The 15,415-nt window shown below is 62.4% G+C and carries 17 protein-coding genes; 7 read left to right on the top strand and 10 right to left on the bottom strand.

Annotated features, from left to right (window positions below):
• Positions 1-2: 2 nt before the first annotated feature.
• The 6 genes from E4M07_RS19925 to ggt form a co-directional block, all read right to left on the bottom strand.
• Complete coding sequence (locus E4M07_RS19925) at positions 3-131, bottom strand: DUF2474 family protein (RefSeq protein WP_136660155.1); 129 nt, start codon at positions 129-131, stop codon at positions 3-5.
• The gene (cydB, locus tag E4M07_RS19920) at positions 131-1,129 is read right to left on the bottom strand and encodes a cytochrome d ubiquinol oxidase subunit II (protein WP_136660154.1); all 999 of its coding nucleotides are present in this window, start codon (positions 1,127-1,129) and stop codon (positions 131-133) included. Before cydB ends, E4M07_RS19925 begins: the two co-directional genes overlap by 1 nt.
• 2 nt (positions 1,130-1,131) lie before the next feature.
• The gene (locus E4M07_RS19915; RefSeq protein ID WP_136660153.1) at positions 1,132-2,541 is read right to left on the bottom strand and encodes a cytochrome ubiquinol oxidase subunit I; all 1,410 of its coding nucleotides are present in this window, start codon (positions 2,539-2,541) and stop codon (positions 1,132-1,134) included.
• A 142-nt stretch (positions 2,542-2,683) separates the two neighbouring features.
• Entirely contained in the window at positions 2,684-3,787 is a 1,104-nt protein-coding gene (locus E4M07_RS19910; protein WP_136660152.1) for a calcium:proton antiporter, read from the bottom strand.
• Between the two features lie 158 nt (positions 3,788-3,945).
• Positions 3,946-5,424, bottom strand: coding sequence for a hypothetical protein (locus E4M07_RS19905; protein ID WP_136660151.1), 1,479 nt, complete (start codon positions 5,422-5,424; stop codon positions 3,946-3,948).
• The gene (ggt, locus tag E4M07_RS19900; RefSeq protein WP_206057321.1) at positions 5,414-6,958 is read right to left on the bottom strand and encodes a gamma-glutamyltransferase; all 1,545 of its coding nucleotides are present in this window, start codon (positions 6,956-6,958) and stop codon (positions 5,414-5,416) included. The genes E4M07_RS19905 and ggt overlap by 11 nt, the downstream gene beginning before the upstream one ends.
• 271 nt (positions 6,959-7,229) lie before the next feature.
• On the opposite strand from ggt, the gene E4M07_RS19895 reads away from it, so the two are divergent.
• Entirely contained in the window at positions 7,230-7,757 is a 528-nt protein-coding gene (locus E4M07_RS19895; protein WP_136660149.1) for a YHS domain-containing (seleno)protein, read from the top strand.
• A 99-nt stretch (positions 7,758-7,856) separates the two neighbouring features.
• Here the strand turns inward: E4M07_RS19895 and E4M07_RS19890 are convergent, their stop codons facing one another.
• Positions 7,857-8,597 carry an SDR family oxidoreductase gene (locus E4M07_RS19890; RefSeq protein WP_136660148.1) on the bottom strand — a complete coding sequence of 247 codons (741 nt, stop codon included), beginning with the start codon at positions 8,595-8,597 and terminating at the stop codon, positions 7,857-7,859.
• 153 nt (positions 8,598-8,750) lie between these two features.
• On the opposite strand from E4M07_RS19890, the gene E4M07_RS19885 reads away from it, so the two are divergent.
• The 3 genes from E4M07_RS19885 (at position 8,751) to E4M07_RS19875 (ending at position 11,379) form a co-directional block, all read left to right on the top strand.
• A complete protein-coding gene (locus E4M07_RS19885; protein WP_136660147.1) occupies positions 8,751-9,539 on the top strand; it encodes an enoyl-CoA hydratase-related protein in 789 nt (262 codons plus the stop codon).
• Between the two features lie 123 nt (positions 9,540-9,662).
• Positions 9,663-11,018 carry a selenium-binding family protein gene (locus E4M07_RS19880; RefSeq protein ID WP_136660146.1) on the top strand — a complete coding sequence of 452 codons (1,356 nt, stop codon included), beginning with the start codon at positions 9,663-9,665 and terminating at the stop codon, positions 11,016-11,018.
• A 16-nt stretch (positions 11,019-11,034) separates the two neighbouring features.
• Complete coding sequence (locus E4M07_RS19875; protein ID WP_136660145.1) at positions 11,035-11,379, top strand: 2Fe-2S iron-sulfur cluster-binding protein; 345 nt, start codon at positions 11,035-11,037, stop codon at positions 11,377-11,379.
• A 40-nt stretch (positions 11,380-11,419) separates the two neighbouring features.
• Here E4M07_RS19875 and E4M07_RS19870 read toward each other — a convergent pair whose 3' ends face one another.
• Positions 11,420-12,385, bottom strand: coding sequence for an AraC family transcriptional regulator (locus E4M07_RS19870; protein WP_169054304.1), 966 nt, complete (start codon positions 12,383-12,385; stop codon positions 11,420-11,422).
• Positions 12,386-12,531: 146 nt separating this feature from the next.
• Here E4M07_RS19870 and E4M07_RS19865 point away from each other — a divergent pair, with 146 nt between their 5' ends.
• The 3 genes from E4M07_RS19865 (at position 12,532) to E4M07_RS19855 (ending at position 14,119) form a co-directional block, all read left to right on the top strand.
• Positions 12,532-13,353 (top strand): class I SAM-dependent methyltransferase, encoded by an 822-nt coding sequence (locus E4M07_RS19865; protein WP_136660143.1) that lies wholly within the window; start codon positions 12,532-12,534, stop codon positions 13,351-13,353.
• 98 nt (positions 13,354-13,451) lie between these two features.
• Complete coding sequence (locus E4M07_RS19860; RefSeq protein WP_136660142.1) at positions 13,452-13,847, top strand: GFA family protein; 396 nt, start codon at positions 13,452-13,454, stop codon at positions 13,845-13,847.
• Between the two features lie 62 nt (positions 13,848-13,909).
• Positions 13,910-14,119 (top strand): hypothetical protein, encoded by a 210-nt coding sequence (locus E4M07_RS19855; RefSeq protein ID WP_136660141.1) that lies wholly within the window; start codon positions 13,910-13,912, stop codon positions 14,117-14,119.
• Between the two features lie 44 nt (positions 14,120-14,163).
• On the opposite strand, the gene E4M07_RS19850 is transcribed toward E4M07_RS19855, so the two are convergent.
• Together E4M07_RS19850 and E4M07_RS19845 are read right to left on the bottom strand one after the other, a co-directional pair.
• Positions 14,164-14,877 (bottom strand): DUF4336 domain-containing protein, encoded by a 714-nt coding sequence (locus E4M07_RS19850; protein ID WP_169054303.1) that lies wholly within the window; start codon positions 14,875-14,877, stop codon positions 14,164-14,166.
• Positions 14,867-15,409, bottom strand: coding sequence for a GNAT family N-acetyltransferase (locus E4M07_RS19845; protein WP_169054302.1), 543 nt, complete (start codon positions 15,407-15,409; stop codon positions 14,867-14,869). Before E4M07_RS19845 ends, E4M07_RS19850 begins: the two co-directional genes overlap by 11 nt.
• Positions 15,410-15,415: the final 6 nt, after the last annotated feature.

Below are 15,415 nucleotides of genomic sequence, written 5' to 3'. Positions count from 1 at the left end.
TTTCAGGACGGGAAGAACAGCGAGCGCAATGCATAACCGACGACCGCGATCGTCACGACACCCGCGCCCCACAAAAGGACGAACCACAGGAGCCGGTTCCATAGCGGCGGCCTCGGGTCGGGGCTGTCCATCAGTGATGGTAGCCGCCGTGCCGGACCTTGCCGCGGAAGATCCAGTAGGCCGCCGCGGTGTAGACCAGGATTAGCGGCACGAGGACGACCGCTCCGACCAGCAGGAAGCCGAGGCTCTTGTCGGGCGCGGCGGCCTCCTGAAGGGTGATGGCGGTGGGCACGATGTCCGGCCATACCGAAATGCCGAGACCTATATAACAAAGCAGGAACAGGATCTCCGTCGCCAGGAATGCCCGCAGCGCCCAGCCCTGTTTCAAAGCCTGCCACAGCGCAAACACGGTCAGAGCGACCAGCACCGGCACCGGTATAGCGTAGATCATGGTCGGGAAGGTGAACCAGCGCACCCAGTACCGCTCGTTGAGAAGCGGTGTCCACAGGCTGACGACGACGATGAAAGCCACGGTCGCGGCGGCGAGCGGAATAATGAAGCTCTGAGCCCGCTCATTCAGCGCGCCTTCCGTTTTCAGGTTGATCCATCCGGCGCCCAGCATTGCGTAGCCGAAGACGAGCGCCAGGCCCGTGGTGACGGAAAACGGGCTGAGCCAGTCCCACCATCCGCCCGCATAGGCACGGCCCTCAACGTCGATGCCCTGCAGCCAGGCGCCGAGCGCAATGCCCTGCGCAAAGGCCGCAACGAGCGAACCGCCGAAAAACGCGTGCTCCCAAAACCACTTGTGGCCGCCGGAATGCACCCGGAATTCAAACGCCACGCCCCGGAACACGAGTGCCAGGAGCATGACGATCAGCGGCACGTAAAGCGCCGGGAAAATGACCGCATAGGCAAGCGGGAAAACGGCGAACAATCCGCCGCCGCCGAGGATCAGCCAGGTCTCGTTGCCGTCCCAGACAGGCGCGATCGCCCCGATCGCCGTATCGCGCTCCGCTTCGTCGCGCAGCAGCGGAAAAAGGATGCCGACGCCAAGATCAAACCCGTCCAGCGCCACGTAGACGAAGACGGCGATGGCAATGACAAAGCCCCATATCAACGCGAGATCCATTTCTAGGCCCCCCTGCCCGGTATCAGCAGACGAAGGATCCGCACCGCACGCGCGCCGCCCTGATCGAGCAGCCCACGGGTCTGCGGCTCGGGACTGTCGGGCGGCACTTTCGCCAGCAACCGCACCGTGTAGTAGGTGCCGAGACCGAAGATGAACAGGTAGATCACCACAATCGCCGCCAGCGACGTGGCAACGGCGGGCGTGGCAACCGGCGAAGCGGACTCCGCGGTCCGCAACAGTCCGTAGACCGTGTAGGGCTGGCGCCCGACCTCGGTCGTCACCCAGCCGCTGAGGACGGCAACGTATCCGGTCGGTCCGAGCAGCAGCGCAAACCGTGCCAGCCAGGGACTGTCATAGAGGCGGCCGCGATAGCGCTGCACCAGGCTCCAAACGCCCAGCCCCAAAAACAACAAGCCAAGACCGACCATGATGCGGAACGACCAAAAGACAATGTGCACATTGGGCCAGTCTTCGCGCGGGAAAGCATCGAGACCGGTGATCTCCGCGGTGAATTCATGGGTCAGGATCCAGGAGCCGAGATAGGGAATGGCAATGGCATACTCCATTTTGCCCGCTTCGACGTCCGGCCAGCCGACCACATAGAACGGCGCCGCGGCTTGGCTATCGAAATGCCCTTCCAGCGCAGCGATCTTCGCGGGCTGGTGCTCATAGGTATTCAGCCCGTGCTGGTCGCCGGCAAGGATCTGCAGCGGTGCCAGGATGGCGACGAACCACATCGCCATGGAGAACATCGTACGGGCGGTCTGGTTCTGGCGGTCGCGCAGCAGGTGATAGGCACCGGTGGCGCCGACCACCAGCGCGGTCGTCAGGTAGGCGGCGAACGCCATGTGCACGAAGCGGTACGGGAACGAAGGATTGAAAATGACCTTGAGCCAGTTCTCGGGAACGAACTGTCCGGCTTCGTTCATGCTGTAGCCGGCCGGTGTCTGCATCCAGCTGTTGACGCTCAATATCCAGAAGGCCGACATCAGAGTGCCGGCCGCCACCAGGAAGGTGGCCATGAAATGCAGCCTCGGCCCCACCTTGTCTCGCCCGAACAGCATGACGCCGAGAAATCCGGCCTCGATGAAGAACGCCGTCATCACCTCGTAGCCGATCAGCGGTCCCAGCACCGGCCCGGTCTTGTCGCTGAAGACGCTCCAGTTGGTGCCGAACTCGTAGCTCATCATCAGGCCGGACACGACGCCCATGCCGAAGACGACGGCAAAGGGTTTGATCCAGTAATCGAAGAGCGAGAGATAGACTTCCTCGCGTGTTCTCAGCCAGCGCCACTGCACAAAGGCGAGGAAACTGGCGAGCCCGATCGAGGTGGCGGGAAAGATGATGTGGAAGGAGACCGTGAACGCGAATTGAATGCGGGCAAGCAGGACGGGATCCATCGATTCAAGCATCGCAGGCACTCCGCTTCAGGCATGGGTCACTGTGGCGGCCATTATCGGCATGGCCCGAACAAATTCAATCGCAAAGCGTGTAAATTATTGTAGCGTGCAATTATGCCGCACACGCTTTGGTAGGTCTTTCCCGCCGCTTCCGCTAGGGATTGAAGATCAGCACGATATAGACGACGAAAATAACGAGGTGCACGGCGCCCTGCAGCATGTTGGTGCGCGTGCCGCCGAAGGTCAGCGCGCTGACGAACATGGTCAAGATCAGCAACGTCATGTCGGTATTGCCGACCCCGAGCTGGATTTCCTTGTCGAAGAAGATCGAGATGGCGAGCACCGCTGGAACGGTGAGGCCGATGGTCGCCAGCGCCGAGCCGAGACAGATATTGACGGCGCGTTGCAGGTAGTTCTGGCGCGCGGCGTGAAGCGCGGCAAGCGCCTCCGGCGCCAGCACCAGCGCGGCGATGATGATGCCGCCAAGAGCGGCCGGCAGCTGCCACGTTCCGATGCCGAAGTCGACAAGCACGGCGAGCTTTTTCGACAGGAGCACGGCGGGAACAAGCGTCAGGATCAGGAGCACCGCGTGGTAGGGCACCGTGCCGCCGCCCGCCACATGGTGATGTCCGCCCTGCCCGTCCTCGTCGCCCGGCTGCACGAAATACGACCGGTGGCGGACCGTCTGGATGGCAAGGAACGTCACGTAAAGGACGATGGTGATGAAGGCGAACCACTCCGACTGGATCCGGCTGAGGCTCGGATCCGGTGTCGACTCGGTGAAATTAGGCAATATCAGCGTCATCGTCGCGAGCGTGACGAGGACGGTCAGAAAGGCGCTGGCACCGCGCAGGTTGAACTCCTGTTCGGTGTGCTTGAACGCGCCGACCAGGAGCACGAGGCCGACGACACCGTTCATGACGATCATCAGGACCGCCATCATGGTATCGCGCGCAAGGGTGGGCTGTGCCTGACCGCCCAGCATGATCGCCGAGATCAGCGCCACCTCGATGGTGATTACCGCGATGGTCAGTATCAGCGTGCCGTAAGGCTCGCCAAGCAGTTCAGCCAGGTGGTCCGCGTGCCGAACGGCGGAGAATGACAAAAGCAGCATCGTGCAGAAGAGCACCGCGAACAGTACCGCGAACAACCCCGGCGTGAACGTTTCGCCGAATAGCGGGGCGAGCGGTCCGTAGGCAAGGGCCGTGAGAACGAAGCCCAGGATCAGGGCTATTTCGGTGCGGATAAAGCGGAGCATGAAAGCGCGGCGCGGCCTCTAAGTGGTTCAATGTCTGCGACAATCTAGCATCGATACGTTTCAACACAATGCCGGCTGGACAATGCCGGACCGCCGCGGTCGAGACGCTCGATACCGGGCGATTGCGGCCCGAATCTGACGGTCCGGCCGCGGATCGTTCAGGCGCCCAGCCGGCTCGCCGTCAGGATGACGATTGCCGCGACAACCCACGACAGCACCGTGAAGATACCGTTCCAGCGCCATGCGTGCGTCATGCCCGAAATACCGACCACCCGCGACAAGAGCAGCGATGTGGCACCGAACGGCGAGCCGGTCAGGTTGAGCGCCCAACCGGCAAGCAACGACAGGCCGAGCATCGTCGGATCGAGCCCCAGCTGGGGGATCGAAACCAGCAGCCCGCCGAGGAAGGTCACCAGCATCATCGGCGGCAGACCGATGCAGGAAGCGAGCGGAATGAGGCCGGACACGGTGATATAGACCGCTGCCGGCGTCAGATGTGCCCCGTTGAGCAAGCCGGCAAACCAGCTGCGGTCGACCAGGGTCGCGCCCAGTATGCCGATATAGCCGGCAAGCCCGAGCGTGGCGGCTTCCGGGCTCCCCGACGGGATGGCGATGCGCGGAAGCTGCCACACCTTGCGCAACAGGCGACCGGCGTCCATGGCGCCGGCGGACGCCGACTGCGCGATCATCCACAGGACGGTCAGGGGCAGCGCCGAGATCATGATCGCTGAAACGAACGGAATGGCGCTTAGTCGATAAACGATCCAGGCAAGCGTCAGCAGCCCGACCGCCACGGTCAAAAACCGCGTGAGGGCGCGGAACGGAAACGGCGGAACAGCGGAAGGTTCGACCCGAAATCCCTTTTCCGCAAGACCCATTCGCGCCCGGTGGCCGGTGACGCGGTCCTCCGCCCACCCAACCCACAACAGGATGAAGGCGATCGTGATGCCGATCAGCGCGATGGTTCCGGCGCGGGAGCCCGGCACGGTTGTCAGCACCACCGCTTGTGCAATCGCGGTCGGCGCCCAGATATTGAACCAGGAAAAGCCGCGGCTGAGGGCACTGATCTGCCGCCGCAACCGGATTTCCGACAGTTCCGGCGGACTGCCCTCCGCCTCTGCGGCCCGCACCCCGCGCAGGACCAGCGGTCCGAGCAGGCTGACCGCGCCGAAATTGAGAAGCGTTCCAATGAAATGACCGCCGATATGGAGGGCGAAATAGCGCCGGCCGGGCGGCTGGTTGGTCACATATCGTCCGATCTCCAGCACCGAGCGTGAACTGTAGGCGCCTTCCCGCATTGTCGTAATCAGCATCATGAAGGTGCCGAGATAGGCGGCGCGCGACATGTCCTCCACGACCGGCTCAACGGCGTCATTGCCGAGTTTTAAGAAGGCCGTGCCGGTCACCAGAAGTGCAAAGAACATCAGCACCCGTTCGCGCATGCCGAAGCGGCCAATGCCGAGGGCGCAAAAGAGCGCGAACAGGATTGCCGAGGCCCAATGCGCCGCATCGCGATCGCTCAGCGTCGCCCACACGACGGCCAGGCACAGCGCGCAGCTTACGAATGCGAATATCGCGCCCGGCTTGCGGGCGACCGGCAGATCCGTCGCCGAGGCGCGCGGACTTTCAGTAGCCAATGGCGCATCCGTCCTTGCGCGGATCGGATGCGCCGGTCAGGACATTGTTGTGCCAGTCGATGGCGATGGCCTGCGAGCCGCCGACCGGTGCGGCCGGGCTGACGATCTCGTGGCCGCGGCGCACGAGTTCGGAACGCACATTCTCGCCAATGGCACCTTCCAGTTCCACGACGCCGTTGAACGGATCGGCCATGAACCGGGGCAGGTCCATCGCCTCCTGGAGGTCGAAGCCGAAATCGAAATGCCGGGTCAGGAACTGCATCTGGCCGAAGGCCTGGTACTGGCCGCCCATCACGCCGAAACACAGCCCCGCCCGGCCGTCCCGTGTCGCCATTGCGGGAATGATCGTATGCAGCGGTCTTTTTCCCCCGGCGATCCGGTTCGGGTGTCCGGCTTCCAGGGTAAAGCCCTGGCCGCGGTTCTGCAGGAGGACCCCCGATGTCGGCGCGGTGATGCCGCTGCCGAAGCCGAAAAACAGCGTGTTGATAAAGCTGCAGGCGTTGCGGTCCTTGTCGACGACGGAGATGTAGACCGTGTGCCGGTGTTGCGGCAGTGCGATATCCGGCGCCGCGCTCGCGGCGCGGGCCGGATCGATCTGGCCGACCAAGTGCCGGGCATAGTCCTCGGACAGCAACGCTTCGACCGGAATATCGGAAAACGCCGGATCGCCGACATAGTGATTGCGTGCCGCGTAGGCCAGCCGGCTGGCCTCGATCTCGAGGTGTATCCGGTCGGCCGTGAGCGGGCCGTCCGGTTCGATGTCCATTTGCTTCATCATGTTCAAAAGAAGCAGCGCGATCACGCCCTGTCCGTTCGGCGGGCACTGGTGGATCATCCGCCCGCGGAACTCGGACGCGATCGGCGTGACATATTCGCCGGCGGCGGAGGCAAAATCCTCCATCGTGTGGAGCCCGCCAAGGCTCTGCAGGTGTTCGACGATGTCGCGGGCGATCCATCCGGTGTAGAATTCGTCGCGGCCGCCCTCGGCAATCGCTTTCATGGCGTTGGCGAGCAACGGCAGCCGCAGGACGGAGCCGACCTGTGGCGCCTCGCCTTCGTTCAGGTAGATCGCCGAGGTGATGGGGTCGTCGCGCAGGAACTCGGCCTGCCCGGCGAAATCGCGGTGAACGCGCGACGAAATCGGAAATCCGTTTTCGGCATAGTCGATGGCCGGCGCCAGCACGTCGCCCAGTTGCAGGCGCCCGTGGTCGGCCTGAAGCCGCGCCCAGGCATCGATGGCGCCGGGAACGGTCACCGCATGCGGCGAATGCCGTCCGATCTCGGTGACGCCCCGTGCTTCCAGGGTCTCGGGATCGGCCGCCGCCGGCGCCCGGCCAGACCCGTTATAGGCGACAAGGTCGGTCGACCCCTCCGGCGCATACATGCAGAAACAGTCGCCGCCGATGCCGGTCGATCCCGGCTCGACCACGCATTGCACGGCGCAGGCCGCGATCGCTGCATCCATGGCGTTGCCGCCCTGCTGCAGGATACGGATGGCCGTCTGTGTGGCCAGTGGATGGGAGGTCGCCGCCATGGCCTTCGTGCTATGGACCGGCGAGCGCCCCGGACGCGACAAGTCTCTCAATTTTACCCCCGCGTGAAATGGACATTCAAAATCAACCGCCTGTGCGGGCGCTTGCACGGGCTGCTCCTTAACTTCGACGTATGGCGACGCTTGTCAAGCGCCGAGGCGGCAACCCGGCACACGCGGGCCTAACGATAGTGTGTATAGCCGTGAATGGCATTCCGGCGGTGCCGGCCGTAGTTATAGCCGAGAGCTAGGAACATCCAACGGGAGACACACAATGTCCTTACGCACAACAGCGATTGCCCTGACCCTGCTTGCCGGCAGCGCTTTCCCTGCCCTGGCCGGCGACCAGTATGTCGACAGTTCCGGTTATGCCGTATCCGGTTATGACGTCGTCGCCTATTTCGATCTCGATCAGAGCCCGGTCGGCTCGGCCCAGCCCGCCGCCGTTCGCGGCAACGCCGCCTATACGGTCGATCATAACGGCGCGAAATGGGCTTTCTCGTCGGCCGAGAACCGCGACAAGTTCGCCGCAAACCCCGACAAATATTCGCCGCAATATGACGGCCACTGCGCCTACGGCGTCGCCCAGGGCGGCAAGGTTCCGGCAAACCCGCACCTGTGGCGCATCGTCGACGGCAAGCTCTACCTGAACATCACGAAGAACGTTGTCGGCTTCTGGGAAGAGGATGTGCCCGGCAACATCTCGACCGCGACGACCAACTGGACCAAGCTGGAAAAGAACGCAGCGTCGGACCGTGAAATTCCGCAATATGACGGTGTGATCGGACCGGTCACCAACTAAGCGTGTGATCCCGAAGCGCCATGCCGGCCCTCCCCGGCAGGCGGTTCAAGCCCCCGGATCCCCTCCCGGGGGCTTTCTTTTGCGTCGTGAGGTCTGCAGCTACCACCTTTCCCCGAAAGGCCTGAGATCCTGTTCGAAGGTCCAGGCGTCGCGCGGCTGGCGGTAGAGGTTCCAGTAGGCCTCGGCGACGGAGTCCGGGTTCATCAGCGTATCGGGCGGCAGCGCGTCGGGATCGCCCCCCGCCTCGCGCATGCGTTCGCGCACGAAATGCGTGTCGACGCCGGCATCGATGACGAGATGGGCGACATGGATATTCTGCGGCCCCAGCTCCCGCGCCATGCTCTCGGCGAGCGCCCGCTGTCCGGCCTTGGCGCTGGCGAAGGCGGCATAGCCGACGCCGCCGCGCATGCTCGCGGTCGCACCGGTGAAGAAGATCGAACCCTTTTGTCTCGGAACCATGTAGTCGGCCGCCTCGCGGCCGCACAGGAACCCCGCGAAGCAAGCCATCTCCCAGACCTTGCGGAAGACCCGGCTGGTCGTCTCGCGGACCGGAAAACGCACGTTGCCGCCGACATTGCAGATCACGATATCGAGCGGGCCGACCGTGTTCTCGATCTCGGCGAAGACCTGCTTGACGCTTTCCTCGTCGCGCGCGTCGAGCCTGTACGGGTGTACCGTGCCGCCCGATGCGCTGATGTCCGCCACGAGCGGCTCCAGCTTGTCGGCATTGCGGCGTCCGATGCACACGGCAAAGCCCTCTGCCGCAAAGCGTTTGGCAATCGCCGCTCCAATGAAATCTCCGGCGCCGACGATGAGTGCGACTGGCTTGGTCTGCGACATAGTTCCTCCCGAACCGAAAAATCCAATTGCGCGGACAGTACATCATCGACGCGCCTCTCGGCCAATTAATACAACCCTTGAGAGACACCGCCACCTCTGTCAGTGTGGGTCGAAATCTCTGCCTCCTTGCTTCAATTCTTCCGGGAGTTCCGCATGACCTTCGAGACCCTCAAGTTCGAGATCGCGTCCAATGTCGCGACCATCACCATCAACCGGCCTGACGACGCCAACGCCCTCAACGCGACGATGGCCATGGAGCTGCTGGAAGCATCGGTGCTGTGCTCGGAAAGCGAAGAGGTGCGCGCCGTCCTGATCACCGGGACCGGATCCATGTTCTGCGCCGGCGGAGACCTGAAGGAGATGCATGAACGGGGCGACGACAAGCCCGCGCACATCATCCGAATGGCAAGCGTGCTGCATTCGGCCATCACGCGCTTCGCCCACATGGACGCGCCGGTGGTGATCGCCGTCAACGGCACTGCGGCGGGCGCCGGGTTTTCCCTGGCGCTGGCAGGTGACTACGTCCTCGCCGCGGAGGAAGCCAAATTCGTCTCGGCCTATACGGCCTCCGGGCTGACGCCGGACGGCTCGTCCACCTATTACCTTGCCAAGCATGTCGGCCTGCTGCGCGCCAAGGAGCTGTTGTTCACCAACCGCCGGCTGACGGCATCCGAGGCCTGCGACTGGGGCATGGTCAGCAAGGTCGTTCCCGCATCGCGGCTGATGGAGGAGGCCCAGGAAGTGGCGACCAATTTCGCCGGCGGCCCGACCAAGGCCTATGGCGGCCTGAAAAGGCTGCTCCTGACCGCCTATTCCGACACGCTGGAGACGCAGCTCGAGCGGGAAACGCAGGGCATATCGGGCATGATGCGGACCCATGACGGCCCGCACGGGCTGGAATCCTTCCTCGGCAAGACGGCACCGGAGTTCAAGGGCCAGTAATACCGCCAAGCACAGTTCGCATTCAGATTTGATCGCTCCGACATTTTCTCAGCCCTTCGCGCATGTCATACTTCTCCAGACAAGAAGAATACTTGGAGAAATACTCAAGAACGGGAGGATCAAATGGCAGTAAATGGCAATGGTGGACCCGGCTACGCCTCGCCGCAGGAGGCCATGCAGGCGGAACGGGAAAAGCTGCTCTATACGGTCGCACTTTATGTCGGCACCGGTGTTGAAAAGCCCGATTACCTGGCAACCGTTGATGTCGACCCCGACAGCCCGACCTATTCAAGCGTGATCGCCCGCACCGAGATGCCGCAAATCGGCGACGAACTGCACCATTCGGGATGGAACGCCTGCTCGAGCTGCCACCACGACGGCTCAAAGAACCGCCGGTTCCTGCTGATGCCGGGTGTTCGCACGTCGAACATCAACGTCATCGACACGAAGGATTCGACAAACCCGAAACTGCACACGGTGATTTCGGGCGACGACATCAAGGCAAAGACGGGCCTGTCGGGTCCGCACACGGTGCACTGTCTCGGATCCGATATCATCATCTCGATGCTCGGCGATGCGGACGGCAACGCGCCGGGCGGCTTCCTTCATCTGAATGAAAAATTCGAGATCGTCGGACGCTGGGAGAACGACATCACCGGAATGAACTACAATTACGATTTCTGGTACCAGCCGCGCCACAACATGATGGTCAGCTCCGAATGGGCTGCGCCAAATACGTTCATGCCCGGCTTCGATCTCGACGACGTGGCTGCCGGCAAATACGGACAGTCGGTGCATTTCTGGGATTTCGAGGGCAAGCGCATCGCCAAATCCGTCGATCTCGGCGGCGAAGGCATGATCCCGCTCGAGGTGCGCGGGCTGCACGACCCGGATTCGAACCACGGCTATTTCGCCGCCACGCTGTCGTCCAACGTCTTCCATTGGTGGAAGGACGACAATGGCGATTTCCAGCTTGAGAAGGTGATCGACATTCCGACGATCGATGTCGAGGGCTTCCCGGTTCCGATGCCGAGCCTGATCACCGACATCCTCATCTCGATGGACGACCGCTACATCTATTTCGCCAACTGGCTGCACGGCGACCTGCGCCAGTACGACATCAGCGACCGGTCAAACCCGAAGATGACCGGACAGGTCTGGCTCGGCGGCATGCTCGGCAAGGCGCCGGAGGTCAACGGCGTCGCCGTCCAGGGCGCGCCGCAGATGATCCAGCTCTCACTCGACGGCAAGCGGCTCTACGTAACGACCTCGCTGTTCTCGTCCTGGGACAACCAGTTCTATCCCGGCATGAAGGACAAGGGCGCGCAGATGTTCCTGGTCGACTGCGACACCGAGAACGGCGGCATGACCATCAATGAGGGATTCCTGGTCGATTTCGGCAAGGAGCCGAACGGGCCGGCCCGCTGCCACGAGATGCGCTATCCGGGCGGCGATGTCACGTCCGACATCTGGCTGTGACGCCGACGACGGCGCTATGAGCGCTGCGAAATCCCACAAGGTGACGGTCGCCAATCGGGGCGGCCGCACCTTTGATGTGCGCGAAGACAGGACCATCCTGGATGTGTGCGAGGAAAACGGCCTCATCCTGCCGGTCGCCTGCCGCTACGGCGGCTGCATCACCTGCGCCGGGCGGCTATTGTCGGGCGCGGTCCGCCAGCCGAAGGGCACCGCGCTCAACCGGCGCCAGGCAAAGGCCGGTTACATCCTGATGTGCGTCGCCCATCCGCGTTCTGACTGCGTGATCGAGGTCGGTGTGGAAAGCCACGGCGATCTCTATCAGAACCCGTTCTCGGTTCTCCGGTCGCCGCTGGGGAAGTGACGACGGCGGCCACCGCTTCCGCATCGACGGGCCGGGGTTCCTATTCGGAATTCGGCCGCGTTTCCGAGGACGGCGGCCATCCGAAATAGCGCCTGTATGCCCTGCTGAACGCGGCTTCGGAGCTGTAGCCCACGGACGCTGCGACTGTCATGAGGTTCTCACTTCCCGACAGGATCGCCCGTTGAGCAAGCTGCATCCTAACGGACATCAGGTAGTTGCCGGGAGTGACCCCCAACTCGCGCTTGAACCTGTTGCTGAGGCTGGAGCGGGAAACCGCGGCCTCCCGGGCAAGTCGGGCGTTGGTCCATGGGGCGTCCGGCTGCCTGTGGATCAGTGCGATTGCGCGGCTGAGCCGGCTGTCGTTGAGCGCGCGCAGCCAACCGCTGTCGAACGCCGCGGAGCCTTCCACGTAGGAACGCACGGCCTCCGTGAACAACACTTCGGCTATCTTTGCCAACAGGACGTCGGATGCCGGTCTCCCGCGAGAGACCTCATCCACGGCATAGCGCAGCGACGACTGTACAAAATTGCGGGATTCCGATTCCCTGCAATCGTGAGTGAAAACATCGGGGAGCTCGCGGATCACCGGGTTCCGCTTCAGATCCCGTCCGCCGAGAAAACCGCAGATGACCCTGCAGGCGGTTTCTCCGTCTCCGATCCTCAGCCGCGAGATTTGACCGGGCCCCGGCAGGCCGGTCATTGAGTCCGGCAGTTCCTGCGGATGGATATCGTCCAGGGTACCGGTCAGGGTGTGCTTTATGTTGGTCGGAAAAACAACAGTTTGCCCCGCCGACACCTCAACGTCCTCGCGATCCGGGATGCAAATTCTCATCGATCCTTCAAGAACATGATGAAAAAGCACGATCTCGTTTGCCGGACCGAGTATTTCGGTGCAGTCGCTGGCGGTGATCCGTGTTTCGAACGACCACGGCTCCGAGAAATCCGCGCGCAGGAACACCCCGCCGGACAACTGGGCGGACCGCAATATCTCAGAAAGCGCGTCCATCGGCTTTCCATAATGTTTTGCACGTTCGATCAAACACCGTGGATTCTCGATCATTCACTCCGCAGCCGCGCAAGCTAGTTTCGGTGCGACCTCCCTCGCCCCCAAGGCAGAGGGATAAACGCCAGGTGCGCATCAGGAGTATGTAAATGACAAAACCGATGACACAAGTTTTTCCGGTCGCGACGACTTACAATCACGCGGCGGATACATTCGACGCGGCACCCTTGGGCTTTTGGGAGCGTCACGGCAAGAAGGCCGTCGAACTTGCTCGACTACGGCACGGCGAGTCGGTGCTGGACATCGGATGCGGGACCGGCGCATCGGCCTTCCCGGCCTCACAAGCCGTTGGCCCGACAGGCAAGGTAACCGGCGTCGATTTCGCGGAGAAGATGATTGATGTTGCAAGGCGCAAGGCCGACGAAGGACGCAGACGGAATGTCGAGTTCCGGTGTCTGGACATGCGGTCGATGCCGTTTCGGGAGCGCAGTTTTGACGCGGTGATCAGCGTCTTCTCGGTATTCTTCGTGGACGACATGGAAAAGCTGGTGGCCGATCTCTGGAGTCTGCTGAAACCCGGCGGTCGCCTGGTGGTGACCGTGTGGGGTCCGCACGCGTTCGAGCCTGGCGGCCCGGTATTTTTTGAAGAACTCGAGAGGCTGGGGGGCAGCGCGCCTCGAGGGCCGGTGCCCTGGGCACGGTTGACGACCCCGGATGGCCTGGCGGATCTGCTGGTGGGCGGCGGCGCCGCCGATCCCGAGATAACCAGCGCCGAGGATTATCAGGCGTTGATTGAACCGGGTGATTTCTGGACTTTGGTCATGGGGTCGGGATTCCGGGGAGAGGTGGAAAATCTTGATCCGTTTGCCCAAAGAAAGCTCAGAAAGAGCGTGACCGGGCGCGTCGCGGCCAAGGGTTTCAGCAGTATCGCGACGCACGCGATCCACGCCGTGTCCAGCAAGCGGCACTGAAAGGAACGCTATCGACTTGATCCTGTCGTTGATCGGTTTCGAATGTTCATGTAATGTTCTCCTGTTGCGCGAACCCTGAGACAAGGAGAACCGGCGAGATGATTGAGGGAAGCTGCTGCTGCAAGGCGGTGAAATTCGAGCTGTCGGCCAAACCGTCAATGATGGGCACATGCCACTGTTCCCGCTGCCGCAAGGCCGGTGCAAGTGCCATCGTCTTCATCCGGAAACAGGACCTGAAATGGATTCAGGGAAAAGAACACGTCGCGCTCTATCAGCCCGAGGCGCCGTACAAGTATGGCAGGTGCTTTTGCAGGATTTGCGGAACGTCGCTTGGCGAGATTCTGTCGCAGGAGGACAGTTTTCCCATCGCGGCCAACGCCCTGGACACGGAAGTCGGACTTGAAAACCGGTTTCACGAATTTGTTTCCGAAAAACCCGCCTGGTACGAGATCTGCGATGACGCGCCGCAGTATGAGGGGCATCCGCCGTCCTAGACGCCCGGCACAAAGCAGACCGGAACGAAGTTCCGTCATACTATGTTTGCAAGGTCGATTTCATGAAACGCATTCTTGTTGTTCTGGTTGCAATCTACATCATCGGCTATCTGACACTTCGAATAATGAATTCAGAGGTTTGGGACGAAGACGGCCGCACATACGTTATCTATCCTGAAGGAGCGATCGCACTCTATTACGTGTTCCGTCCCGCCGCCTATGTGGACGATCTGCTGACCGGAACCGGTGCGCATATCGGACCTCACCAATGACGGCGGCTGACGGGAATTGATCGGCCTCCGCGTCTATTGATTCCTCAGACGCTGGTGATCCAGTTGAACGCCCGGCCGACATCTTCCCTGGCGCCGCCTTTCACGCAGTGGCCGTGCGCGATGATGAGATTGTCGAAATCCCAGCTCAGAATCGTGTCGATGCTGCGCCGCATCGCCGCCCTGTCCCGAATGCTGAGCCTTATGTCCCGGGGGACGCCGCCTTCTCTTCCCAGCACACCGACCAACTGCTTGACGCCACGCCAGACCAGCGGCGCGCCGGCGGCCTCGTGTTTCTGGATCAGGTCCGTGAGGATCAGCGTCCCTGAGGGCCTGTGAAGAAACGCCACCTCGTCCAGAACGGCATGCCCGGCGATCACGCAATGGTCGATTTCACCGCTCCAGGGCGTTTCGACATCGTTCGAGAGTGCGGCATCGACGGCAATATCGGGATGGCGCTGGCTGAACGCCGGCGACGTCCAGACCCGGGCCGAAGGATACAGCGCCTTCCAGGGCTTGATGCCGAGGCTGTGGATCTTGTTGGGGGCGACGAGATGCTCGACCGGCCCCAACCGGTCAACGGCGCGTTGCCGTTCCGGCGACGGCTGCACCGGTGAAAGGATCCAGACCGCTCCCGATTGCAGCCTGACGACAGTCATGCGTGTGGTGAAAGGCAGCAACTTGAACATGCGCACATCGTCGCCGTCGATTGTCCATATGTTCTCGCCAAAAGACTGCATAACCGTGCGTTCAGGCTCCATCCGGGGCATCGTCGAACGACAACGCGTAGAGCACAAGTTCATGCGCGGGACCGCAGGCCCGACCCGTGATTTCAAATCCAACCCGCTTCAACAGCCGGTGCGACCGCCTGTTCGGTTCGTCCACCGCCGCGACAAGACGCCGAAGCTCAAGAAAGGAGCGTGCGTAGGCGAGAATGGCCTTCAACGCGTCGAAAGCCAGGCCCGTTCCCTCGTGTTCCGGGGCGATCGCGATGGTCGGCTCGATACCACCGGTCATCTCGTCGGACACCGAGGCCTGCGGCGAAACCGGCGCAAGGCCCATCAGGCCGGCAAAGCCGCGTGTGTGATCCTCGATGATCCACAGCCCCAGCCCATCGGCATCAAGCTCGATGCTGTCGGCGAGCATCGCGTCGACTTCCGATCGGGCAAGTGTCCGGCCATCGCACAAAAACCACCGCACGGAGGGCGAACGCAACAGGGCGAGCACCTTGCAAGCGTCGTCGGCTGTCGCCGGCCGCAATCGGCCCGATTCGAGTGGCAGGATCGGTTTCACGGCCGC

Source organism: Nitratireductor sp. XY-223, from assembly GCF_004959855.1.
Classification (GTDB): Bacteria; Pseudomonadota; Alphaproteobacteria; order Rhizobiales; family Rhizobiaceae; genus Hoeflea_A.
Note: the sequence above shows the minus strand (reverse complement) of the source record. Positions and strands in the feature narration are given on the sequence as shown.

Excerpts from the sequence above, each read along its gene's own strand:
- E4M07_RS19850 (WP_169054303.1), bottom strand. The coding sequence starts at position 14,877 with ATGGAGCCTGAACGCACGGTTATGCAGTCTTTTGGCGAGAACATATGG.
- E4M07_RS19890 (WP_136660148.1), bottom strand. The coding sequence starts at position 8,597 with ATGTCGCAGACCAAGCCAGTCGCACTCATCGTCGGCGCCGGAGATTTC.
- E4M07_RS19885 (WP_136660147.1), top strand. The coding sequence starts at position 8,751 with ATGACCTTCGAGACCCTCAAGTTCGAGATCGCGTCCAATGTCGCGACC.
- E4M07_RS19855 (WP_136660141.1), top strand. The coding sequence starts at position 13,910 with ATGAAACGCATTCTTGTTGTTCTGGTTGCAATCTACATCATCGGCTAT.
- E4M07_RS19880 (WP_136660146.1), top strand. The coding sequence starts at position 9,663 with ATGGCAGTAAATGGCAATGGTGGACCCGGCTACGCCTCGCCGCAGGAG.
- E4M07_RS19860 (WP_136660142.1), top strand. The coding sequence starts at position 13,452 with ATGATTGAGGGAAGCTGCTGCTGCAAGGCGGTGAAATTCGAGCTGTCG.
- E4M07_RS19875 (WP_136660145.1), top strand. The coding sequence starts at position 11,035 with ATGAGCGCTGCGAAATCCCACAAGGTGACGGTCGCCAATCGGGGCGGC.
- cydB (WP_136660154.1), bottom strand. The coding sequence starts at position 1,129 with ATGGATCTCGCGTTGATATGGGGCTTTGTCATTGCCATCGCCGTCTTC.
- ggt (WP_206057321.1), bottom strand. The coding sequence starts at position 6,958 with ATGGCGGCGACCTCCCATCCACTGGCCACACAGACGGCCATCCGTATC.
- E4M07_RS19925 (WP_136660155.1), bottom strand. The coding sequence starts at position 131 with ATGGACAGCCCCGACCCGAGGCCGCCGCTATGGAACCGGCTCCTGTGG.
- E4M07_RS19910 (WP_136660152.1), bottom strand. The coding sequence starts at position 3,787 with ATGCTCCGCTTTATCCGCACCGAAATAGCCCTGATCCTGGGCTTCGTT.
- E4M07_RS19870 (WP_169054304.1), bottom strand. The coding sequence starts at position 12,385 with ATGGACGCGCTTTCTGAGATATTGCGGTCCGCCCAGTTGTCCGGCGGG.
- E4M07_RS19915 (WP_136660153.1), bottom strand. The coding sequence starts at position 2,541 with ATGCTTGAATCGATGGATCCCGTCCTGCTTGCCCGCATTCAATTCGCG.
- E4M07_RS19895 (WP_136660149.1), top strand. The coding sequence starts at position 7,230 with ATGTCCTTACGCACAACAGCGATTGCCCTGACCCTGCTTGCCGGCAGC.
- E4M07_RS19865 (WP_136660143.1), top strand. The coding sequence starts at position 12,532 with ATGACAAAACCGATGACACAAGTTTTTCCGGTCGCGACGACTTACAAT.